General features: G+C 61.4%; 18 protein-coding genes and 8 pseudogenes. 16 read left to right on the top strand and 10 right to left on the bottom strand.

All coding sequences use genetic code 11. The annotated features are described in order from the left end of the window. Positions 1 to 6: 6 nt before the first annotated feature. The 12 genes and pseudogenes from virB10 to ShzoTeo12_RS27535 all read left to right on the top strand — a co-directional run. Positions 7 to 1,179, top strand: coding sequence for a type IV secretion system protein VirB10 (gene virB10, locus ShzoTeo12_RS27590; RefSeq protein WP_318914538.1), 1,173 nt, complete (start codon positions 7 to 9; stop codon positions 1,177 to 1,179). Positions 1,180 to 1,188: 9 nt separating this feature from the next. Further along, positions 1,189 to 2,196 (top strand): P-type DNA transfer ATPase VirB11, encoded by a 1,008-nt coding sequence (gene virB11 / locus ShzoTeo12_RS27585; RefSeq protein WP_318914537.1) that lies wholly within the window; start codon positions 1,189 to 1,191, stop codon positions 2,194 to 2,196. Between the two features lie 143 nt (positions 2,197 to 2,339). Further along, positions 2,340 to 2,498 (top strand): annotated as a pseudogene (locus tag ShzoTeo12_RS27580) (transposase); the annotation flags it as partial. A gap of 98 nt (positions 2,499 to 2,596) precedes the next feature. Further along, entirely contained in the window at positions 2,597 to 2,773 is a 177-nt protein-coding gene (locus ShzoTeo12_RS27575; RefSeq protein WP_318914536.1) for a hypothetical protein, read from the top strand. A gap of 241 nt (positions 2,774 to 3,014) precedes the next feature. Beyond that, positions 3,015 to 3,769 (top strand): IS5 family transposase gene (locus ShzoTeo12_RS27570; RefSeq protein WP_318914535.1). Its coding sequence is split into 2 segments (ribosomal slippage): positions 3,015 to 3,348 and positions 3,348 to 3,769, totalling 756 coding nucleotides; the frame shifts between segments, so codons are not numbered across the junction. Between the two features lie 93 nt (positions 3,770 to 3,862). After that, positions 3,863 to 4,117, top strand: a pseudogene (locus ShzoTeo12_RS27565) (IS110 family transposase); the annotation flags it as partial. A 157-nt stretch (positions 4,118 to 4,274) separates the two neighbouring features. Next, positions 4,275 to 5,504: a site-specific integrase gene (locus tag ShzoTeo12_RS27560; protein WP_269704327.1), complete on the top strand. Its 1,230-nt coding sequence runs from the start codon at positions 4,275 to 4,277 to the stop codon at positions 5,502 to 5,504. After that, positions 5,501 to 6,868, top strand: coding sequence for a tyrosine-type recombinase/integrase (locus tag ShzoTeo12_RS27555; RefSeq protein ID WP_269704329.1), 1,368 nt, complete (start codon positions 5,501 to 5,503; stop codon positions 6,866 to 6,868). Before ShzoTeo12_RS27560 ends, ShzoTeo12_RS27555 begins: the two co-directional genes overlap by 4 nt. Further along, on the top strand, positions 6,865 to 7,869 hold the full coding sequence (locus tag ShzoTeo12_RS27550; RefSeq protein WP_269704331.1) for a site-specific integrase: 1,005 nt from the start codon (positions 6,865 to 6,867) through the stop codon (positions 7,867 to 7,869). The genes ShzoTeo12_RS27555 and ShzoTeo12_RS27550 overlap by 4 nt, the downstream gene beginning before the upstream one ends. An 84-nt stretch (positions 7,870 to 7,953) precedes the next feature. Further along, positions 7,954 to 8,736: pseudogene (locus ShzoTeo12_RS27545) on the top strand (IS110 family transposase); the annotation flags it as partial. A 344-nt stretch (positions 8,737 to 9,080) separates the two neighbouring features. Next, positions 9,081 to 10,416 (top strand): annotated as a pseudogene (locus ShzoTeo12_RS27540) (IS701 family transposase). Positions 10,417 to 10,665: 249 nt separating this feature from the next. After that, positions 10,666 to 10,854, top strand: a pseudogene (locus tag ShzoTeo12_RS27535) (IS481 family transposase); the annotation flags it as partial. Positions 10,855 to 10,911: 57 nt separating this feature from the next. Here ShzoTeo12_RS27535 and ShzoTeo12_RS27530 read toward each other — a convergent pair. From ShzoTeo12_RS27530 to ShzoTeo12_RS27495, 8 genes and pseudogenes are all read right to left on the bottom strand, one after another. Further along, positions 10,912 to 11,377, bottom strand: a pseudogene (locus ShzoTeo12_RS27530) (transposase); the annotation flags it as partial. Positions 11,378 to 11,454: 77 nt separating this feature from the next. Next, positions 11,455 to 11,865 carry a carboxymuconolactone decarboxylase family protein gene (locus ShzoTeo12_RS27525; RefSeq protein WP_318914580.1) on the bottom strand — a complete coding sequence of 137 codons (411 nt, stop codon included), beginning with the start codon at positions 11,863 to 11,865 and terminating at the stop codon, positions 11,455 to 11,457. Positions 11,866 to 11,895: 30 nt separating this feature from the next. After that, a complete protein-coding gene (locus tag ShzoTeo12_RS27520; RefSeq protein ID WP_318914533.1) occupies positions 11,896 to 13,341 on the bottom strand; it encodes an NAD-dependent succinate-semialdehyde dehydrogenase in 1,446 nt (481 codons plus the stop codon). Positions 13,342 to 13,397: 56 nt separating this feature from the next. Next, the gene (locus ShzoTeo12_RS27515; protein WP_318914532.1) at positions 13,398 to 15,611 is read right to left on the bottom strand and encodes a xanthine dehydrogenase family protein molybdopterin-binding subunit; all 2,214 of its coding nucleotides are present in this window, start codon (positions 15,609 to 15,611) and stop codon (positions 13,398 to 13,400) included. Between the two features lie 41 nt (positions 15,612 to 15,652). Continuing rightward, positions 15,653 to 16,135: a (2Fe-2S)-binding protein gene (locus ShzoTeo12_RS27510; RefSeq protein ID WP_318914531.1), complete on the bottom strand. Its 483-nt coding sequence runs from the start codon at positions 16,133 to 16,135 to the stop codon at positions 15,653 to 15,655. Then, positions 16,132 to 16,995, bottom strand: a complete 864-nt coding sequence (locus tag ShzoTeo12_RS27505) for an FAD binding domain-containing protein (RefSeq protein WP_318914530.1) — start codon at positions 16,993 to 16,995, stop codon at positions 16,132 to 16,134. The genes ShzoTeo12_RS27510 and ShzoTeo12_RS27505 overlap by 4 nt, the downstream gene beginning before the upstream one ends. Before the next feature lie 74 nt (positions 16,996 to 17,069). Next, a complete protein-coding gene (locus ShzoTeo12_RS27500; protein WP_318914529.1) occupies positions 17,070 to 17,528 on the bottom strand; it encodes a type II 3-dehydroquinate dehydratase in 459 nt (152 codons plus the stop codon). A 10-nt stretch (positions 17,529 to 17,538) separates the two neighbouring features. Continuing rightward, on the bottom strand, positions 17,539 to 17,964 hold the full coding sequence (locus tag ShzoTeo12_RS27495) for a type II 3-dehydroquinate dehydratase (protein ID WP_318914528.1): 426 nt from the start codon (positions 17,962 to 17,964) through the stop codon (positions 17,539 to 17,541). 298 nt (positions 17,965 to 18,262) lie between these two features. On the opposite strand from ShzoTeo12_RS27495, the gene ShzoTeo12_RS27490 reads away from it, so the two are divergent. From ShzoTeo12_RS27490 to ShzoTeo12_RS27475, 4 genes and pseudogenes are all read left to right on the top strand, one after another. Continuing rightward, positions 18,263 to 18,952, top strand: coding sequence for a hypothetical protein (locus ShzoTeo12_RS27490; protein ID WP_318914527.1), 690 nt, complete (start codon positions 18,263 to 18,265; stop codon positions 18,950 to 18,952). 336 nt (positions 18,953 to 19,288) lie between these two features. Then, the gene (locus ShzoTeo12_RS28360; protein ID WP_413251209.1) at positions 19,289 to 19,558 is read left to right on the top strand and encodes a hypothetical protein; all 270 of its coding nucleotides are present in this window, start codon (positions 19,289 to 19,291) and stop codon (positions 19,556 to 19,558) included. 56 nt (positions 19,559 to 19,614) lie between these two features. Further along, positions 19,615 to 19,851, top strand: a pseudogene (locus ShzoTeo12_RS27480) (transposase); the annotation flags it as partial. 525 nt (positions 19,852 to 20,376) lie between these two features. Beyond that, positions 20,377 to 20,769: a hypothetical protein gene (locus ShzoTeo12_RS27475; protein WP_318914526.1), complete on the top strand. Its 393-nt coding sequence runs from the start codon at positions 20,377 to 20,379 to the stop codon at positions 20,767 to 20,769. 104 nt (positions 20,770 to 20,873) lie between these two features. Here the strand turns inward: ShzoTeo12_RS27475 and ShzoTeo12_RS27470 are convergent. Both ShzoTeo12_RS27470 and ShzoTeo12_RS27465 read right to left on the bottom strand, forming a co-directional pair. Continuing rightward, a pseudogene (locus tag ShzoTeo12_RS27470) lies at positions 20,874 to 21,493 on the bottom strand (IS630 family transposase); the annotation flags it as partial. 143 nt (positions 21,494 to 21,636) lie between these two features. Next, complete coding sequence (locus tag ShzoTeo12_RS27465) at positions 21,637 to 21,993, bottom strand: transposase (RefSeq protein WP_318914525.1); 357 nt, start codon at positions 21,991 to 21,993, stop codon at positions 21,637 to 21,639. Between the last annotated feature and the right edge of the window lie 95 nt (positions 21,994 to 22,088).

Raw genomic sequence — 22,088 nt, 5'->3', positions numbered from 1 at the left:
GAGGCTATGACCCAGGAAGATGAAACCCGCATTCCCGGTGAGCGGGCCGAAACGGTGACAGGTCGGCGCATCGACAACAGCCCCGTCCTGAAGCGAGGTGCGGTGGCACTCGCGGTCGTGGCATTCGTCGGGTTCGCTCTCTGGTCGACAACCGGTAAGAAGGCCAAAGACGACAACGCACAGCCGGAACGCATTGTCATCCGTCAAACAACACCATTCGAGGCAGCCAAGGAGAAGGTCGAGCCGGAGCAGACGGTCCCGGAAGTGAAGCTCCCGACGCCGGTTGTGGAACCTGTCGCCGAGGAGAAGGATGAATTGCTCGACTCCGCCCGTCGGGCGCCGGTCATGGCCTTCAGCGGCAGCCAGAAGAATGCCACGCAGCGCCGCGAGGCGGATAGCTCGGAGACGAGCGCGAACAGCAATTTCCTGCCCCTCGACGACAACATGATGAGCCAGAACCAGCAGAACAGCGATCAGCAGCGGTTTGATGGCCTGTTGCGACCGACGAAGCTCGAAGGTTCTCGTGCCGGCACACTTGGCAATCGCGACTTCATTGTCGCGATGGGGACATCGATCCCCTGCGTGCTTGAAACTGCCCTGGCGTCCGACCAGCCCGGGTTCACCAGTTGTGTGATCAATCGAGACGTGCTTTCGGACAACGGCAGGGTCGTTCTCATGGAAAAGGGCACCCAGGTCGTGGGTGAATATCGGGGCGGGCTGCAACGGGGGCAGAAGCGGCTGTTCGTCCTATGGAACCGCGCCAAGACGCCGAAGGGGGTGATCGTCACGCTTGCGTCTCCCGCGACCGATGCGCTCGGCCGCGCCGGCGTCGAGGGCTATGTGGATACGCACTGGTGGGAACGGTTCGGCAGTGCCTTGCTGCTCTCCATTGTCGGCGATGCGACCAGCTACGCGAACAGCCGGCTGCAGGATAGTGACGTCGATGCGCAAAACACGACCAGCGCGGGGCAGCAGGCTGCCGCGATCGCCGTCGAGCAATCCATCAACATCCCGCCAACGCTGAACAAGCACCAAGGCGAACTCGTCTCCATTTTCGTCGCTCGCGATCTGGATTTCTCCGGGATCTATCGCTTGCGTGTAACGGAGCCGAGGAATCGCATTCTCGATCGAGCGGTGCTGGGGGATTTCGCGCCCGGCTCGAAGCTGGTAACGAAGTAGGGCAGGGCGATGATGGAAGCGCAGGACGCTGCAGTCGTTCGTGAGCTGCTGAAGCCGTTTTCGGCGTTCCTGCAGGATTCCTCGCTCTACGAGGTGATCGTAAATCAGCCCGGGCAGGTGCTGACGGAAGGACCCGGTGGGTGGCGGACCCATGATCTTCCGGAGCTTTCCTTCGACAAACTCATGCGCCTTGCCCGGGCTGTCGCCAGCTTTTCGCATCAATCCATCGACGAACGCCGACCCATCCTATCGTCTACTCTTCCTGGCAACGAGCGGATCCAGATTGTCATCCCTCCTGCAACGCTGAAAGGCACGGTGAGCATCACGATCCGAAAGCCGTCGTCCGTCGACTTCTCCCTCGACGATCTGGAGAAAAGACAGTTTTTCGCAGGCATCCAAACCGGCGAGGTAGGTGCTCCAAACGACGATGGTGAGCTGCGCAGTCTCTACCGCACGGGTCAGATCAAGGAGTTCTTGCGACGGGCGGTGGTCTCCCGGAAGAACATCATAATTTCGGGGGCGACGGGATCGGCGAAAACAACTCTCTCCAAAGCCTTGATCAAACACATTCCAGAGGACGAGCGGATCATTTCGATCGAGGATACGCCAGAGCTTGTCATCCCTCAACCGAACCATGTGCGATTGTTCTATTCGAAGGATCGTAAAGGCCTATCCCATGCAGGGCCAAAGGAGTTGCTTGAATCCAGTCTCCGGATGCGCCCTGATCGCATACTTATGCAGGAACTTCGTGATGGAACTGCCTTCCATTATGTTCGAAACGTCAATTCGGGCCACCCAGGTTCAATCACAACCGTCCACGCTGATTCCGTGAGTCTAGCATTTGAGCAATTGGCACTTCTTATAAAAGAGTCGGAGGCAGGCAGCGATATTGAACGCATGGAGATTCTGAACTTATTGAAGGCATCGATAGATATTGTCATTCAATGTAAAAGATGCAGCGGGATGTTTCGAGCGTCTGAAGTGTATTTCGGCAAGCGGTCAGCCGGTGGCATCTGAGCTGAAGTTCCATAACATAAGCGCTTCGATTTCGGCTACCGGACAACCTTGAGCGAGTGAGTGAGGTGGCTCGGAAAATCTGCACAGCTAGGATAAGTGGAATTTCTGCCTGACTTCGGCTTAGATGCCGGGAACAGATTACCATGACGAGACGACGGCGCCGTAACCACAGCCCGGCTTTCAAGGCAAAGGTGGCTCTGGCCGCCGTCCGGGGCGAGCAGACGCTGGTGGAATTGTCCCAGCAGTTCGACGTGCATGCCAACCAGATCAAACAGTGGAAAGTCCAGCTCCTTGAGGGTGCGACAGGCTATCAATCGGCGTCGTAACGATGACGTAATTGCTCGCCTTCGTTCCTTGAAAGACATTCAATGCCCCCTCCCAGCTTTCGAAGGAGATTTCGATGAAACACAATGTTGGCCTGGATGTGTCGCAGCGGGAAACTGCTGTCTGCGTAGTCGATGAAACTGGCAGGTTGATCTTCGAGGGCAAGGCGAAATCGGATCCGGGCGCATTGGCAGAGCTGCTCCGAAAGAAGCAAGTGACCGACGATAGCTCGGCCGAACGGTTCCGCGCATAATCGAGCCGCTCCTTATCGATCAGAATTGGCGGCCTGCTCTCCGCCGGGTCAAGCCCATGCAAAAGTGAGCAGCGTGACCAGGATGCGGCATATACAGAGAGCAAGGCCTCACCGCTGCTCACGGAGCGCCGGACACGTTCGACGTGGGCATTTCTAGAATCCATCCGCACCTCTCCCCTAGGCTCAGGACCTATTAATTTGATTTGAGATGTGATTCACGGCTTCCGAGAAGGAGGCGGTGATGGGTGATTTGTTTTTGCTGAGCGAGCGCCAGATGGCGCGGATATCGCCGCATTTCCCGCTTTCGCATGGCGTTGCGCGGGTCGACGATCGGCGGGTGGTGAGCGGAATCGTCTACGTGATCCGCAACGGTCTCCAGTGGAAGGACGCGCCGCCGGGCTACGGTCCGCACAAGACACTCTACAACCGCTTCATCCGCTGGAGCCGGCTGGGCGTGTTCGACCGCATCTTCGCCGGGCTCGCCGGCGCGGGGCCGAAGCCGGAGCGCATCATGATCGACGCGACGCATCTGAAGGCCCACCGCACAGCGGCGAGCCTGCTTAAAAAGGGGATGTTCCCCGTCGTATCGGGCGAACCAAGGGCGGGCTGAACTCAAAGCTCCACACCGTATGTGACGGAGACGGCCGGCCGATCATCCTGCTTCTGTCAGAAGGTCAGATGAGCGATCATAAGGGCGCACGTCTCGTGCTCGACGCCCTGCCTCCCGCCGATCACCTGATTGCCGATCGCGGATATGACAGCAGCTGGTTCCGCCAGGAACTCGAAGCCAGAGGCATCGAGCCGTGCATCCCGTCATCGAAGAGCCGCAAGACACCCTTCGCCTACGACAAGGTCCTCTACCGTCAGCGCCACAAGGTCGAAAACCTGTTCGCCAAGCTCAAGGACTGGCGGCGCATTGCGACGCGCTACGACCGCTGTGCGCACACCTTTTTCTCGGCAATTTGCATCGCAGCCGCCGTCATCTTCTGGCTTTGATCAATGAGATGGGGTGGTTGCCGCCCTCCCTGACGGCATCAAGCTGTGCCAGCGTAGCGTTGGTTCAAGCTACGAACGGAGAGGACGGCGACCATGAGTATCGATACGATGATTGGCGTGGATCTGGCAAAGTCTGTTTTTCAGGTTCACGGGGCGTCGATGAACGGCGAGGTTCAGTTTCAACGCAAGCTTTCGCGGCAGGCATTTCGCACGCTTATGGCCCGACATCCGGCCGCCGCGATCGTAATGGAGGCGTGCGGTAGCGCCCATTACTGGTCCCGTGTGTTGAGCGGATTTGGCCACGAGGTCAGGCTGATCGCGCCGCGCTACGTCCGCCCGTTTGTCAAGTTATGCTCACCTCGCCATAACTTGACTAATCACGAGGTCGTCGTAATGCGGAGGAGCGCGGCCTGATCGGCGGATTTTCGCTGTTTTCCGATCGGCTTGCTTTGCATTATTCGGTGCCGAACCTCTGCGGGTCAATCGACCAACAGAGGACTCGCCAATGCCCTATATCCGTCACGAACTAATTGCCGCACTCAATTCCTCCCTTATCAGTCAGCGATACAGCCCGGTCGTGGTGAGGAATTACTGCACCTACGCATCTGGATTTCTCGATTATCTGGGACAGCGGGGCATCCTGGTCGCAGACGTGATCGACGTGCAGGTAGAGCAATACCTGCGGCACGCGATCGTAAAGTTCGAAAAGGAGCGTGGTCGACGTCCCGGCGCACGCTGGCACGAGGTTCCGCGCTCCGGAATTCATGCGCTGTTGCGACTTGCTCACGGTCAATGGCCGCCAGCAATCGAGCCTATCTGCGCGGCCGATGTGGCCCGATTTGCAGTTTGTGACGAATACGAAATCTGGCTGCGTGAGGAACGCGGGTTGGCTCGCTCCAGCGTCGCAGCGCTGATGTGGGAAGCCCGGAACTTTCTTGCCTGGCAGATCGATTACGGAAGCGGCGGCTTGGCGGGGCTGAGCGTCGTTGACGTAGACCGTTACATGGATCTGCGCGCGCCGAAACTGACGCGCTGCTCGCTGAAGTCTGTCGCAGAGCGGCTTCGCTCGCTGCTGCGATATCTCCACATCACGGGTCGCGTCACAACGGACCTGTCAGGGCATGTGATAGCTCCGACGCTTTATGCATATGAAGGAGTGCCCTCAATCCTGGAGCGAGACCAGATCGCCGCGGTGCTGGAAACCGCGAGGGCGGACAAGACGCCAGCGGGGCTGCGGGACCATGCAATCCTGCAACTCCTTGCAACATATGGGCTACGGTCTGGAGAGATCCGCAATCTGCGGATCGAGGACATCGACTGGCGGACGGAAGCCATCCATGTTCGCCACCACAAGACGCGGGCCAGCACATCGCTGCCCCTGATGGAGCCGGTCGGTGAAGCGTTGCTTGCTTATCTGCGTTCCGGGCGGCCCGTGACGGACGCCAGGGAAATCTTCCTCCGCACGCGCGCGCCCTATCGCAAGCTCGACAAGCTTTACAGCGTGGTTCGCCGGTGGCTCCGTGACGCTGGTGTCCAACCGCCTGGTAAGTGTGGACCCCATATCTTCCGCCATGCGCGCGCTGTTGAGATGTTGCGGGTCGCGGTGCCTCAAAAGGTCATCGGCGACGTGCTGGGGCACCGTTCGACGGGATCGACGGCTCCCTACCTCAAGCTCGCCACCGAGGACCTCAGGGCCATTGCGCTTGACGTGCCGGGAATGGAGGTGCTGGCATGACCGCCCGCTGGCCCGATCCCGACCGCGCGATCATTGACCGCCATGTCGCGATCCTTGATCTGCACAGCATGAAAAGCCGAGCCTGTTATCGGCAGGTCCTGCATGGCTTCCAGGATGTGGCCGAACGTTACGATGCACTCGGTCAGGAAGTGCTGATTGCGTGGCTGCGTAAATCGGCCGAATGCTGGGCAGCGACGACGCGGCTACACCGCACCCGCATCATTGACCGGTTCCTCGAACGCCTGGTGGAAATCGGCGCGATCGAACGCAATCCCGTCACCGCTCTGCGAGATGCGTGCAATATCAAGCAGTGCATGCCCATCTGGCGGGCATTGGCGTCGCGGGATCCGGAACAGGCTCTCGCCGAACTGCGCCAGCCCAGGCCGTTCGGCAGCGTGCTGGGCGAAATGATGGCTGAGCATGTCGCGATGATGCGGCGCAGAGGATACAAATACACTTCGCAGCCCCTGTTGCTCTTGCGGTTCGACCGGTTCCTGCAGCTGCATCCGGGACCGGAGGCCGAACCGCTGAGCGCCATGGTTGATCGATGGGCGGCAACGAATGTCACGCGTCACCAAGTGGAGGAATGCGAAAAGCTCAAACGCGTCTTTGCGAAAATCCTTCGTCACCGCGACCCGTCGATACCTGTGCGGCGACCGGACCCGAGACCGAGGAAGGAGGCGGCCAGGCAATGGCGAAAGGCTCATATCTACTCGCCTGCCGACGTGCGGCGGATGCTCGAGGTTGCCCGCACCTATCCGTCTCCACGGGTGCCGCTTCGGCCGCTGAGCATGTACACAATGCTGCTGCTGGCCTATTGCGCAGGCTTGCGGCGCGGCGAGCTTGCCCGGCTCGATCTTGGTGACGTTGACCTGCGGGACGGTACGGTAACCGTCCGGCAGACCAAGTTCTTCAAGACTCGGATACTGCCGCTTCCCGACAGCGTTGTAGTCGAGCTTCGCGCCTACGTCGATGCACGGCGTCGTGCCGGTGGATCACAGGACGCGCGCTCCGGCTTGTTCTGGCACGAGCGAGGCGACGGTCACTACACGCCGGAAATGATCACGTGGTTGCTCTCTGACGTCATACGTCGCGCTGGGTTGAAGCCATTGCGAGGAAAAGCGGGCCCTCGCGTTCATGACCTGCGCCACTCGATGGTCGTGAACAGAATCCTGGAATGGTACCGGACGGGCATCAACCCGCAGGATCGCCTGCCGTTCCTCGCGACCTATCTCGGCCATAGGGATATCAACTCTACATTGGTCTACATCACCGTCACGCAGGAGCTGCTGCATTACGCGAATGAGCGGTTCCGGGCAGTTGGCGCACCGTGCCTCAGCATGGGGCAGGAGATGCGGCCATGAGCAAGGTTGACCGGTTCCCGGCCCTGCTGCGCGCGTTCTTCTACGAATGGCTGGTCGAGCAGCGCAACGCATCCATCCATACAGTCCGATCATACCGCGATACCTGGCGGTTGTTGCTCCGGTTCGTCGCCCAGCGTACTGGGAAGAAGGTGGCTATGATCACGCTGGCCGATCTGGCCGCCAGCGAGGTCGCCGCGTTCCTCAGTCACGCCGAACATGACCGTGGCGGTACGATCGGCACGCGCAACTGCCGGCTTGCGGCGATCCGCAGCTTCTTCCACTTCGTGGCCACAAGGGATCCTGGATCGATCGCGCAATGCGTGGAAATCCTCAACATACCGATCAAGCGCGCTCCGGTGTCGGAACCGAGCTATCTGGATCCGGCGGAAGTGACGGCGATCCTCGCTCAGCCAGATCGTTCGACCATTGAGGGCATGCGGGATCATGCGCTGCTCTCGTTCCTCTACAACAGCGGCGCACGAATACAGGAAGCGCTCGACCTTTGCCCAGAAGCAATCCGGTTCGAAAGCCCGAGTTGCGTGCGTTTGACCGGTAAGGGACGGAAGGAACGTATCTGTCCGCTCTGGCCAGAAACCGTGATGTTGCTGCGGAAACTGCTTGAACGGCAACCACGGGCGCCCGACCAGCGGCTGTTCGTCAACCGCTATGGCGAGCCGCTCAGCGCCTCCGGGGTCCGGTTCAAGCTCGCCGCCTACGTGAAGGCGGCGGCCGAAACCATGCCAACGCTGCGTGCCAAGCACGTAACGCCACACGCCTTCCGGCACGCCACCGCCGTGCACCTCATCTCGGCCGGCGTCGACATTACGGTCATCCGAAGCTGGCTCGGTCATGTCAGCCTCGACACGACCAACCACTATGCCAGGGCCAATCTGGAAACGAAGCGGAAAGCCCTGGAAAAGGTCGCCGTTCCAGCCACACCCGGCAGCCAGCCATCCTGGAAGCGCGATGCCAGCGTGCTCGCCTGGCTCGACACACTCTGAAATAATGCGGAGGAACATCGACAAGAACGGCGAAAATCCGCCGATCAGGCCGCGCTCCTCCGCATTACGACGACCTCGTGATTAGTGAAGCGCCAGAAGAACGACGCAGCCGATGCTGAGGCGATTGTGGTGGCGGCCCAGCGGCCCGAGATGCGCTTTGTTGAGCCCAAAAGCGAGTCTCAGCAAAGCGCTGCGATCCTGTATCGATCACGCCAGCGCCTTGTGCGTCAGCGGACAGAGACGGTGAACGCCTTGCGGGCGGCTTTGTATGAGTTCGGGCACGTTATCCCTCAGGGCATCCAGCAAGTCGGCCCCATCCGCGCGATCCTGGAGGCGCCCAACAGCGATCTGCCGACTTTGATGCGCGAGGAGTGCGTAGCGATGCTCGAGCAGATCGCTGTGCTCAATGGCTGGATTGATACGAAGACAGCAAAGATCAAGGAACTCGCAGCCGCCACACCGGTATCGAAGCGATTGCAGACCATGCCAGGTATCGGCCCCCTGGTGGCGATGGCCGTGGAGACCTTTGCGCCTGACATGGCGTGCTTCCACAATGGCCGTGCCTTTGCGGCCTGGCTTGGATTGGTGCCGCGACAGTTTTCATCAGGCGGTAAGGAGCGGCTCGGGCGGGTCTCCAAGGCCGGCCAAGCCGACATCCGGCAGATGCTGATCATTGGCGCCATGTCGCGATTGAACTGGATGGGACGCAAGTCGATCCCGGAAAGCTCATGGCTGGCTCGCTTGATGGCCCGAAAGCCGCGCATGCTGGTCGCCATTGCGCTGGCCAACAAGATGGCGCGTCAGATCTGGGCCATGCTGACAAAGAACGAGGACTACAAGAATCCGATGCCGGTCATGGCTGCCTAATGTGAGGCAAACCCAGGCAGGCTGGATGAAAGGGGTGTGAGAAGGCGGCGACCCGAATGGGCAAAATGATCGAACAGATCTGGATCAGGAAAACCAGTTCAGGACTCCGAGCCACTTGAGCTCGGCAATGAGATTTGGACCTGACCCGCGGATCACCATACCGGCCAGCGGCCTTCGAAAGCGCCGCAATCAAGGCCTGACAGAAGACCGCATTCGATCACCAGTTCAGAAGGTCAGAAACCCTCTTGCATCACGGGCGGCAACCACAGAAGTCCTGAGCCTAGCACTACTTTGGCATATTTTTAGCACATGAGGATTTTTGCGATTCACAAGGCGGGTTTTCGATGATTCATAGGAGGTCGGCTTTTGGAGGGGCCGGCCATGGACAAGAACTGGCAAGCTGACCTGGAGCACTGGCTTACGCCGTTTTCGGCGGCGCTGCGACACAAGACGCGAGCACGGATGTGCCCGGCCTATGTCGCGGGGCTGGTCGGCCCTGGGGATCGCAAGAGCATCCAGCCGATGGCGGCACGTACCGACACCGTGAGCTATGACCAGTTGCATCATTTCATCGGCAGTGGCGTTTGGGATGCAGCCCCGCTCGAAGCAGCGCTTCTCGTCGAAGCCGACAAACTGGTCGGCGGCGACAGTGCCTGGCTGATCATCGACGACACCGCATTGCCGAAGAAAGGACGTCACTCAGTTGGCGTTGCGCCACAATACGCCTCCGCGCTCGGGAAGACTGCCAACTGCCAGTCTCTGGTTTCGGTGACGCTGGCATCGCGCGAGGTGCCGGTGATGGTGGGGCTGCGGTTGTTCCTGCCAGAGACCTGGACGGACGATCCCGAGCGCATGGCGCGGGCCGGCGTGCCGAAGCATCGGCAGATCGCTCTGACAAAGCCGGAGATCGCCATCGAGGAGATCGACCGTGTCATCACCTCCGGCGTGCGTTTCGGCTGTGTCCTTGCCGATTCAGGCTATGGATCGAGCGGACCTTTCCGTCAGGCTTTGAGCGAGCGCGGCCTCAAATGGGCAGTTGGTCTGTCGCGACGCCAGAACGTCTACTCGGCCGACGTCGCATTAACCTTCCCCGTCGCCGAAACCGGAAGGCGCCGCAAGTATCACATTCCCGACCGGTCTGCGGTTTCCGCCGAGGCGATGCTGGCCGATGAGAAATGGCGAAAGGTCAGTTGGCGACAGGGCACGAAAGGCCGGCTGTCCTGTCGCTTCGCCGCCCGCCGTGTCCGACTTGCCGATGGCCACAGGCACCGGATGCACGACGGCCGCGTCCAGGCCATGCCGGGCGATGAAGTATGGCTCGTCGGCGAGCGGCGCTCCACCGGAGAGCAGAAATACTATGTGTCGAATCTGCCGGCCGATGCCACCATCAGGATGCTCGCCGCTGCCATCAAGGCCAGATGGATCTGTGAACAGGCGCACCAGCAACTCAAGGAAGAGCTTGGGCTCGACCATTTCGAAGGCCGATCCTGGACGGGGTTACACCGACATGCCTTGATGACGATGATCGCCTATGCCTTCCTCCAATCCCGCCGCCTCAAAGCAGCAGGACGGAAAAAAAAGAGTCTCAGGTCCACCGCCACAACCGAGCATGCCCGCCATCAGGCAAGCCATTCTCGATCTCTTCGCACGACCTCCACCCCTGCGATGTCCGCACTGTGAAAGGTTACTCCCAGAAACCGACAAACCAAATCTGCCAAAGTAGTGCTAGATCAGACGAAACGCCTCACGGCCTTCATACTCCAACCGCCGCGACAGGAGCGCGGCTTTCTTTGGAGTGAGTCCCTCGGGTTGGACCACGGGGCGCGTCAAACTAAGCCACCTGCTGGGCGAGTTGGGTTTCAAATTCTGCTGGTGATCTATAGCCAAGGGCCGAGTGCAGCCGCTTGGCATTGTAGACTTCTTCAGCTCTTCTACTACGAGAGCTACGACCAGCTCCGGCAACAGCTCGCCGACTTCGTCGCAGCCTACAACTTCGCTCGCAGGCTCAAAACCCTCAAAGGCCTCACCCTTTACAAATTCATCTGCAAGCCGTGGTCCTCTCAACCCGAGCCGCTCACCCTTAATCCGCTCCGGCAAATGCCGGGAGCAAACAGATAGCCCGCTCAGACGAAACGCCAAAAGGGATGGAATCACGGAGACACCTTCAAAGCCACACCCCTCCATGTTGCCCTCAATGTCGGTGAGGATATGGCGCTTCGGCCCTTGATCTTCTTGCCCGCATCGAAGCCGCGCGGCCGCCCGCCTCGGTCGTCTTGACGCTCTGGCTGTCGATCACTCCGGCGGTCGGCTCCGCCGCTCGACCCGCCACAAGCCGCGCCGACATGACCAGCGTTTCGTTGATGATGTCGAGCATGCCGCTGTCGCGTAGCCGGTAGAAATAGTGCTGGACCGTCGTGAAGGGCGGAAAATCCTTCGGCAGCATTACCCACTGGCAGCCTGCCGTCGCGATATATTGGATCGCCTCCCATACCTCGCGCATCGGCCATTTGCGCGGCCGTCCGACCTTGCTCGGCGAGGGCATGAAGGGTTCGATCAACGCCTATTCCTCGTTCGTGCAGTCGCTTACATAGCGCAGGTGCCTTCGATCATATTGCTCTCGAGTGGTTTCAGTCCAGGCCATCCGATCTTCCATAGTCTTCGCAAACCGCAGAGAATCATAACCATCTGAAATTACTCAACATAATTTTCAGTTGGCCTCTAGATCCCCATCTCGGCAAACAGCTCTTGCGTGGTGCGAAAGCTGTCGACCCCCGCCGGAACCCCGCAATAGACCGCGATCTGCAGCATGATCTCGCGGATCTCGTCCTTGGTCAGGCCGTTGTTGATCGCGCCACGGATATGCAGCTTCAGCTCGTGACTGCGGCCAAGCGCCGAGATCATGCCCAGATTCAGGATCGAACGGTCGCGGCGGCTAAGGCCGGGGCGGTTCCAGACCTCGTTCCAGCAATATTCGGTGACAAACTGCTGCATCGGCCAGTTATAGTCCGTGGCCTTCAGCACCGAGGCATCGACATAGGCATCGCCCAGAACCTCACGCCGGGTCTGCAACCCGGCGTCGAAGCGGTCGCCGGCGGGGGTGCCATCGGGTTTTTTCGTGGGTTCGGTCATCGGCACGGCCTTTCCTGCTGTCCTGTCCGGTCAGATCGCCGAACAGACGTATTTCAGCTCAAGGTAATCTTCCATGCCGTGATGCGAGCCCTCGCGGCCCAGACCGGACTGCTTGACGCCGCCGAACGGCGCCACCTCGTTCGAGATCAGCCCGGTGTTGTGCCCGACCATGCCATATTCCAGCCCCTCGCTGACCCGGACCATGCGGCTGTGGTCTCGGGTGTAGAAATAGGCGGCAAGGCCGAAGATGGTGTCATTGGCCATGTACAGCGCCTCCTCCTCGGTGTCGAAGGCGAAGATCGGCGCCAGCGGGCCAAAGGTCTCCTCTTGCGCGACCCGCATGTCGGGCGTCACACCGGTGACCACGGCCGGGGTGATGAAGAGGCCGCCGCGCCGTTCGCCGCCCTGCACCAGACGGGCGCCCTTAGCGACGGCATCGGCGATGTGTTCCTCGACCTTGGCCAGCGCCTTTTCCTCGATCAGCGGGCCGATCTCGGTGCCCTGCTCCAGACCGTTGCCGATCTTCAGCGCCGCGACCAATGCCGCCAGCTTGTCCGAAAAGGCCTCGACCACACCGCGCTGCACCAGAATCCGGTTGGCGCAGACGCAGGTCTGGCCGGCATTGCGGAATTTCGAGAGCATCGCCCCCTCGACCGCCGCATCCAGATCGGCGTCGTCAAAGACGATGAAGGGCGCGTTGCCGCCCAGTTCCAGGCTGACCTTTTTGATGGTCGGCGCGCATTGCGCCATCAGCAGCCGCCCGACCTCGGTCGAGCCGGTGAAGGACAGCTTGCGCACCGTATCGCTGGCGGTCAGCACCGCGCCGATCTTCGTCGCCGGGCCGGTCACAATCTGCAAAACCCCGGCCGGCACCCCGGCGCGTTCGGCCAGCACGCCAAGCGCCAGCGCGGTCAGCGGCGTCAGATCGGCGGGGCGCACGATCATCGCGCAGCCCGCCGCCAGCGCCGGGGCCGCCTTGCGGGTGATCATCGCCGCCGGAAAGTTCCAGGGCGTGATCGCCGCCGTCACCCCGATGGGCTGTTTCAGCACCGTCAGCCGCTGATCGGCGCGCGGCGCCGGGATCGTCTCGCCATAGACGCGCTTGGCCTCTTCCGAGAACCATTCGATGAAGGACGCCGCGTAAAGCACCTCGCCCTTGGCCTCGGCCAGCGGCTTGCCCTGTTCCGAGGTCATGATCCGCGCGATGTCATCGGCGTTTTCGACCATCAGATCGAACCAGCGCCGCAGCACCGCCGCGCGGGTCTTGGCGGGTTCGGCGGCCCATTTGCGCTGCGCGGCGGCGGCACAGGCAATGATGGGTGCGATTTCGTCGCCGCCAAAGCTGGGCACATTTCCGACCACGCTGCCGTCAGCCGGGTTCGTCACCGCGATCATCCCGCCGGCGCGGCTGCCGGACCAGCCGCCGTTCACTAGACATTCGGAACGCAGCAGAGACGGGTCGGAAAGTTGCAGCATGATCGGCCCTCCGGGGCAGGTTTTCAGGAAAGAAAGGTTCGGCGCGGGCCGGGCGGTCAATCCGCCTCCGGCTCGTCCAGGAATGTCGCCATGGCGGCGGCGGCGAAGGGCAGCTTCATCGGCTGCCGCCCCAGCATGTCGCGGATGGCCGAGCCGATGGCGGCGGCGGGGATGATGACCGGCGGCTCACCGATGCCCTTAGCGCCGAAGGGGCCGGTTTCCGAGGCGTTCTCGATAAAGATCGTCTCGATCGAGGCCGGAATGTCCTTGATCGTCGGCATCCGATAGTCGTGGAAATTGCCGTTGCGGATCGCGCCAGTCTTGTCGATTTCAAGGTTTTCGTACAGCGCATAGCCGATGCCCTGCACCACGCCGCCCTCGACCTGACCGCGCGCCGCGACCGGGTTCAGCACCCGGCCGATGTCATGCGCGGCGACAAAGCGCAGCACCTCGACCCGGCCAGTGTCCAGATCCAGCGCGATCTCGACGCCGTGGCAATGAAAGGTCGGCTCGCCCAGACGGGCCATGCGGGCGCCGTCCAGCGTGGACCCCGACACCTCGACCTGTTTCGCCCGATACCGCCCCGAGGCGACCACCGGCCCCGTCCGCATCTTGGCCGAGGCGATCACCTCGGGCAGCGGCAGCGAGGCGTTCGAGGGCGCCAGCGCCTGGACCCGGCCATCGCGCAGCACCAGATTCTCCCGAGCGACGCCCAAGAGTTCGGATGCCTCTTCCTTGATCTGATCGACGATCTGATTGACCGCGTTCAGCGTGGCATTGCCGGTCGAGAACAACGTCCGGCTGCCGCGCGAGCCGGATTCAAAGGGCGCATCCCGCGTGCTGCCATTGTTCAGCGTCACCCGCTCCGGGTCGATGCCCAGTACCTCGGCCACCATCGCCGGCAGCGTGGTCGAGATGACGCTGGTGCCGATTTCCGTGCCCCCCGAGGACAGGGTGGCGCTGCCATCGTCATGCAGCTCGACCATGGCCGAGGAGGGCGTGCCCAGCGTCGACCACCAGGTGCAGGCCAGACCATAGCCACGCGGGCGGGTGTCGGTGGGCGTCTCGGCCCGGAATTCGGCCAGCCGCGCGGCGACCCGTTCCATGCATTCGGCGACCGTCACCTCGGCGGTGATTTCCTCACCCCCGGGGCCGCGCTGGCCCTTGGTGATGAAGTTGCGCCGCCGCAGCTCGTTCGGGTCAAGGCCAAGCGCCTCGGCGATGTCGTTGATATGGGTCTCATTGGCATAGACCAGCTGCGGCCCCGTGGGCCCCCGGAAGGAACCCGTCGGGCAGGTATGGGTATAGACCGCCCGCGATCTCAGATCGAGATTTTCGATGTAATAGGGGCCGGTCGCGTAAAATGCCGCCATCGAGTTCAGCGACTGGATGTCCAGCGCATAGGCGCCCGAATCCAGCAGGATGTCGCAGCGGCGGGCCAGAAAGCGGCCCTCGGCGTCGATGGCGGTGGCCATTTCCACCACCGAGTTTTCGCGCGGGCTGCCGGTGCGCATATCCTCGCCGCGTTCGCAGATCAGCTGAATCGGGCGGCCCGTGGCCAGCGCCATCGCCGCGACATGCGGGGCAAAGCCGACATGCAGCTTGCCGCCGAAACCGCCGCCGACCGCCGGCACCTTGATCTCGATCCGGCTGATCGGAATGCCGAACAGCTCGGCCAGAACCATGCGCACGCCAAAGGGCTGCTGCGTGCTCATGATCAGCGACAGCCCTTCGCCTTCGGGCATGGCGACGACGCCGCGCGGCTCAAGATAGCCCTGATGGACGCGGTGGGTCTCGATTTTCGTGGTGATGACCTTGAAGGCGTCGCGGAAGACGGCATCCGGATCGCCCCGCAGGATGCGGGCGGTGTCCAGCACGTTCGGCTTACCGGCATGGACCGCCGGCGCGTCGGGTTCTGCGGCGGCGGCAAGATCGACGACAAAAGGCGTCGGGTCGATCTCGACCGCGACCAGCTTTGCGGCACGTCGGGCGGCGGCAAGGCTGGTCGCCGCGATCATCGCCACCGGCTCGCCTACATAGCAGACCGCCTCGCGGGCAAAGATCGGCTGGTCGTGCAGATAGTTACCATAGCCGCCGGCCGGGACATCGGCGGCGGTTAGCACCGCCTCGACCCCCGGCGCCTGCCGGGCGGCATCCACGCCGATGCGGATGATCCGCCCCGCCGCCACGGTTGAGCGCACCAGCACCGCATAGAGCATGCCGCGCAGGATGATATCCTCGGTGTATTTGATCGCCCCGGTGACGCGCACCCGTGAATCGCGGCGCGTCAGTTTCGTTCCCAGCACGTTCATCAGCGGGCCTCCGTGGCAAGCTGGTCGGCGGCGCGGCGCATGGCCTGCCTGATCGGCAGATAGCCGGTGCAGCGGCACAGGTTCCCGGCCAGAGCGGTGGCGATCTGGTCATCGCTCAGCGCAGCGTCGCCCTGTTCGCGAAGCAGCGCGCAGGCAGTGACGACGATGCCGGGGGTGCAAAAGCCACATTGCGCGCCGTCAGCCTCGATCATCTCCTCGACGATCACCTTGCCGACCGGGGTCTCCGTCACGCCCTCGATGGTCTCGATCCGGGCGCCGTCGCATTCGCAGGCATAGACGAGGCACGAGTTCACCGCCCGCCCGTCCATGACTACCGTGCAGGCGCCGCAATCGCCGGTGGCGCAGCCCAGTTTGGTGCCGGTCAGCCCGAACTCATAGCGCAGCACGTCGATCAGCCGGGTCTCGGTATCTGCCTCGGCCTGACGGTCCTTGCCGTTGATCTGCATTGCGATGGTGGTCATGGCTGCTGCTCCATTGCCCGTGCCCGCGCCAGTTCGGTGACGCGGTAGGTGAGGGGACGAAGGACATGCAGACGGTGCTTGCGCGTACCGCGCACGTCGTCGATCGGGGTTGCGGCGGCGATGACCGCCTGCGCGGCGGCCTGGACGGCGGTCGCGTCCACCGGGGATCCGACCAGCGCGGCCGCCGCATCCGGGACAAGGATCGGCTTGGGTCCGCAGGCGCCGATGGCGACGCGCGCCTCGGTGCAGCGCCCGTCCCGCATCGCCAGATGCACGGCGACGCCAGCGACCGACAGATCCATGGCATTGCGATAGGTGAATCGCTGATAGGCTGAGCCGCCGGGTCGCCGGGGCATGATGATCCGCGCCAGCAGCTCATCACGGCGCATGACGGTGCGGCCGGGGCCGGTAAAGAACTCCGCCGCCGGAACACGCCGCGTGCCCGAGGCCGAGGCCAGCTCCAGCTGACAGTCCAGCGCCAGCAATCCACAGAGCGTATCGGCCGCCGGCGAGGCACGGCAGATATTGCCGCCGATGGTGGCGCGCGCCCGGGTCTGCCAGCTGCCGACCAGTGCCGCGCCATCGCGGATCGCATTGGCCGGGAAGGGCGCGCGCTGCGCCAGCGGGTCCAGCCGGGTGCAGGCGCCGATGGCGATGCTGTCCTCGGCCATTTCGACACTGTCGAGGCCCGCGATGCCCTTCAGGTCGACGATGCGTTCGGCGGCGATCATGCCCTCGGCCCGCATGATGACCAGATCGGTGCCCCCGGCCAGCAGGCAGACGTCATCGCCGCCGATCAGCGCGACGGCGTCCGACAGGCTGCGCGGCTTGGCATAGGGAAGGGTGGTTTCTGTCGTCATAGCTGGCGTGACCCCGGAGAAGTCAGAAATGCGGGCGGAGAGGGGCCGCCCGTTTCCGGGCGACCTGCCTGTCGTCAGGCGGCCTTGTCGCGGCCGGCCTTGAGCTCTTCGACCAGCGCGACCAGCGCGCCGAGATAGCCGAAGTGCCGGAAGCCCATGACGGTGCCGGTCGCGACCGAGGTGAACACCGAATCGTGGCCGGTGGCGAAGATATTGGCGAAATGCACCTCGACGAAGGGCTTGCCGCTTTGATGCAGCGCCAATTTCGTCGGCTCGCCAAAGGCCCAAAGGCCGCCCGGATTGATCATCCAGGCGTCGATCTCATCGTGTTCCTCGATGAAATCGACCAGGTCGCCCTCATGGTTCGAATGGAAGGGCACCACCTCGACGCCAAGGCCCTTGCCGGCCTCGGACACCAGATCCTCCAGCTCCTGCAGGGAGCCGATGATGCCGTAGATGTTCTTGTCGCGCTTGCCGAGGCTAGTCATGTTCAGACCGTTCAGCAGGCCGATGCGCAGGGTTTTCTCGCTCATGCCGGGGTCCTCACTGATAAAGCGAACGGGGCGCGCCATGCGCACGGTTATAGGGGCTGTCGCCCTGCGGATGCAGGAAACTCGGCTCATCCAGCGCCAGCGTCAGCGCCGTCAGCGCGCCGAGATAGGTCGAGGGGCCGAAGCCCGAGAAGATCGACAGCACGCTGTCCGAGAAGATCGACTTCTTGTTCAGCTCGGCATTGTCCATGTGGATCTCGGCGCAGGGCTTTTTCGAATCCTTCAGCGTGTGACGCAGCGATTCGCCGACGCGAACCAGACCGCCCGGATTGACCAGAAACGCATCCGCACGCTCGCGCGCCTCATGGACGAATTCCAGCAGTTTGCCTTCGTGGTTCGAGCGGAAATGCTCGACCTCGATGCCGAGATCAGCAGCCCAGCCCTGAAGCAGATCCTCGAGATTTCCGATCTGCTGCATTTGCGGACCAAGATTCGGCCCCCCGAGGACCACGATCCTCCATTTGGTATCTCCATTCCTGAGCTTTTTAAGATCCATGGCATTATCCCTCGGCGCCCTGCGCCAGTTCGCTGCATTGATCGGGGCCGTCGCTCCACCCGGAACGGGCCGCCGCATCCCGACTCTAGGCAAGTCTGCCGAACTTGACAAGAGGAAGAACATACATTATGACTGTCTGACATTTAAGGTGGAGATGTGATCTGGCCTCGATGACGGCTGATCCTGTCCGCGCAGAGGCAACTGCCGCTTGGAGACCCCTATGAATCGCCCTTCTTCCCGCCTGCCCCGCGTCGCCCTGATGGTGCCGTCGTCGAATACGGTTATGGAAGCCGACTTCAATCGTGGACTGCAAGGGCAGTGCACTGTCCACACCGCCCGCATGTATATGGTAGAGACGACCCGCAGCGCGGAAATCGAGATGGTCGAGCAGTACGCGCCCAAGGCCGCCAAAGATCTGGGCACGCTGAATCCCGATCTTCTGGTCTTCGGCTGCACCTCGGCCGGGTCGCTGTTCGGAACGGAATACGACCTGCGGATCTGTCGTGAACTGGGCGAGATGGCGAATGCGCCGGGGATCGGCGTTCTCAGCGCCGTCGGCGAGGAGCTGGACCTAACCGGCGGGCGCAAGCTGGCCGTCCTGACGCCCTATGTTGAAGAGTTGACGACCTCGGTAGCCAACGCGGCCGCGACCGAGACGCGCCAGATCGCCGTTGCCGCCGGGATGGGCATCAGCGACAACGTCACCCTGTCGGACCCCACGCCCGATGATATCCTGCGCTTTGCCAAGGACAGCCTTGCCGGACACGACTTCGATTCGCTGCTTGTCTCCTGCACGAATTTCCGCGCGTTGGAGGCCATGCCGCTGCTGGAGGACGCCTTTGGAGTTCCGGTCGTGACCAGTAACAGCGCCATCCTGTCGGTCATTCGCAAACGTCTCGGGCTTGTCTGAGGGCGGGCTCAGGGCGCGCCGCAAGCGGTGAATGCGCCGCGCCCTGAGTTGGGGGGCGTCGAGGGATTGCACAAAATTCAGGCATTTTTTCCCAGCTGACTGTGACGTGATACCTGCACGCGCGACCCTGGCCCGTCGGGTTGATGAGTTGCGGGAGCCCTTGTCTTATCCATCCGTGACACCTGCCCGACCTGTCGCGGCGACGTTCTGGCCCATAATGATGACGAATCCATTCAGGGACCCGACGACCTCGATGGCAAGAGCGTCGCCACTGAGAGCGGCAGCGCCGCTGCCCTGTGGGTGCGGGACAACATTCCAACCACCAAGGTCACGCTGATGCCGAACGTCGCCAACAGTCTGCTAGAGTTCCAGGCCGGCCATGTCGACTCGGTCATCTACGACTATCGGACGCTGGCTTATTTCGCGCAGACCGATGGGGCGGACAGCGCGCGGGTTCTGAAACAGTCGGTCGGTGATCGCTTCGATGTCGGGATCGCGTTCCCCAAGAACAGCGAGCTGGTCGCCGGGGTCAACAACACGCTGCAAGAGATACGCGCCGACGGCCGCTATCACGCAATCTACAAAAAGTGCTTCGGCGAAGCTTGAATAGCCCCGAGATTTGTAGACGCCTTCTTTCCTAGTTTTGAGGCAGGAGTAGCATCATGAGCGAATCGAATTTCACCGAAGAATTTAAGCGTGACGCTGTGCGCCAGATCACGGAGCGAGGCTATCCGGTTGCGGAGGTTTCGCAGCGTCTCGGCGTCAGCCAGCATTCGCTCTACGAATGGAAGAAGAAGTTTGCTGCGTCGAACGCCAAGGGCAACGACGAGGCCGAGGAGAACAGGCGGCTGAAGAAGAAACTGGCTCGCGTCACCGAGGAGCGAGATATCCTATCACGGCATTGTTTCGCCTGTGCGCGGTAGAAACAGGTTGTGCTACTACGGCCGCCGGAGGGGGTTTGCCGACTGCTTATTGGAGGCGTTCAACCCCGTGAAAAACCGTGACACATGGGCTGTTGCGAGGGAGTGTCAGGAATTCTGTGCCGGGGGCCATGATGATGAAAAGGCGCGAATCATCACATGGCTATCGAAAAAGAACTTCTGGATTCGACGTCCACATTCATCCCTTGACCGGCAGACGCCGGATCAGGCTTCCTTCAACGCGCTGGCACAGATGATGGTGGCGGCATAATCGGAGCGGAAATCCACCTAGCAAAACGCCCGAAACTGTTCAAACAAACCGAGCCACCTTTAACAGCCATCAGGCTGCGCCGCCGATCACCAATTCAGCCGTATTTCGAGGCCTCTATATGGACAATTTTTCGCGAAAGCTGGGCGATCGCCGATTTTGCGTGGGAGGATTGACAGCCGAGACTACATACATGAAAATCATATGACAATCTAACGATATGGTTGCAAGAATCCATGCCTGTAACACTAGGTCAAGCAATACCAGGAAAGCTGGGTCACATCGCGCGTTTGGGTAGCGCGATTTCTTCCAATCTATTCACACAGCGCGAAAAAGATTGGCTGCCCTTTGAGCTGCGACCTGTCATCACCTACCAGAATACCCTAGTTAATCACTATGCGAAACCGAACAGCTATGCGATTGGGTTTGGCGATGACAGTATAGCCCTTATTTTTGACGACAGAATCGTTAATTATAAATTTGATGATACTAATTTGTTGGCGGCCGAAATATCGCGCCTCGAAAAGGCCGGTTTCCGCAAAATGTCTTTCGACGTCGTTGCTCTGACCCTCTTGCTTGTCATTATAGCAGGCTTGGGGATTGCTTTGATCGCGCATTCAACAATGTGACGTTGTATCTTCTTTCTGAGAAGAAGATATTCTCGACTTCTTGAGATGTCCGCTTTGTGATAAATTTCGATAAGCTTATGGAATATTACTAGAGCAGATTCTACTTATTCCTGGTTATATCCGGCGGCCTTGAAGTAATGTCGGCATTCGTCGGCGCTGAAGGCTGAGAGGCAATCGGCCACGACGGCCCAGAGTTCGTCGATGGTCCTTGCGGCGGCCATTCTCAGGAGAGCCTTGAGCTTCGAGAAGGCCATTTCGATTGGGTTCAAATCCGGCGAGTATGGCGGCGGGAACAAAAGCCGGACTCCGACCTTCTCGATCGCCTCGCGCACGCCGCTAATCCTGTGGGTCGTCAAATTGTCCATGACCACGATATCGCCGGGGCGAAGCTCGGGTGCGAGAACCTGCTCGGCATAGGCAAGGAAGGTCGGACCGTTCATAGGGCCATCGAGCAGCATCGGCGTGGCTATGCCGTCCAGGCGCAGGCCAGCGGTGAACGTGGTCGTCTTCCAATGGCCGTGGGGAACGGCCGCCCGCATCGCTTGCCGCAAGGCGCTCGCCCTAGCAGCCGCGCCATCTTCGTGGAGGCAGCGGTCTCGTCGATGAATATCAGTCTCTCAGGATCGAGATCGAGCTGGCTATCGAACCAGACGATGCGACGGTGCAGCACATCGGGGCGCTGCTGCTCTGAGGCGTGCGCCGTCTTTTTTTGAACGTGATGCCGCGCCGGTTGAGGAACACCCTTCTGCTCGAGGGGGAGATGACGACGCGCCGCCAGAAGCGCTTCGAGGCCAGGGCGCCGCTGTCATCACCGGATCAATACTCCCCAAAAGCGGGCTCTGACGCACATTTGCTGACATGCGGTTCCTACGAGGCGCCGATCAATCGCGCTTGCAGCGGATCAAGCTTTGCTCTTCCGTACATCTGGCGTTTGATGAGCTTCAGGCGTGTGATCTGACCTTCCGTTTGTCCATTTGGCCACGGTGAAATGATCGCGTTTCTCAGAGCGTTGAGGTCCTTTTCGACGCCGCCGGCAAACGATCCGATCAGGCTTTGTCTAGCGGCTTCCAGCCACTTGTCGAGCCTTCGCGCTGTTTTCGAGCGGATCATGGGCTGGAAGTCACCGATGGCCGTGCGGGCGACTACAAGCTCCGGGACGTTCACTTCGATCGCCGCGACCAAGATTGCTTCAGACTTTGCAAGATCATCGCGCGCGGTGGTCATGAGCCGATGGCGTTCTGGCAAGCCCGCTCTGATTGGCCTTTTCCGCAAGACGTCGGCGTTGCGCCCATTGCGAGACGACGTCACTCTGCCCCACA

Origin of the sequence: Shinella zoogloeoides (genome assembly GCF_033705735.1) — a bacterium.
GTDB classification, from domain to species: domain Bacteria; phylum Pseudomonadota; class Alphaproteobacteria; order Rhizobiales; family Rhizobiaceae; genus Shinella; species Shinella zoogloeoides_A.
Note: the sequence above shows the minus strand (reverse complement) of the source record. Positions and strands in the feature narration are given on the sequence as shown.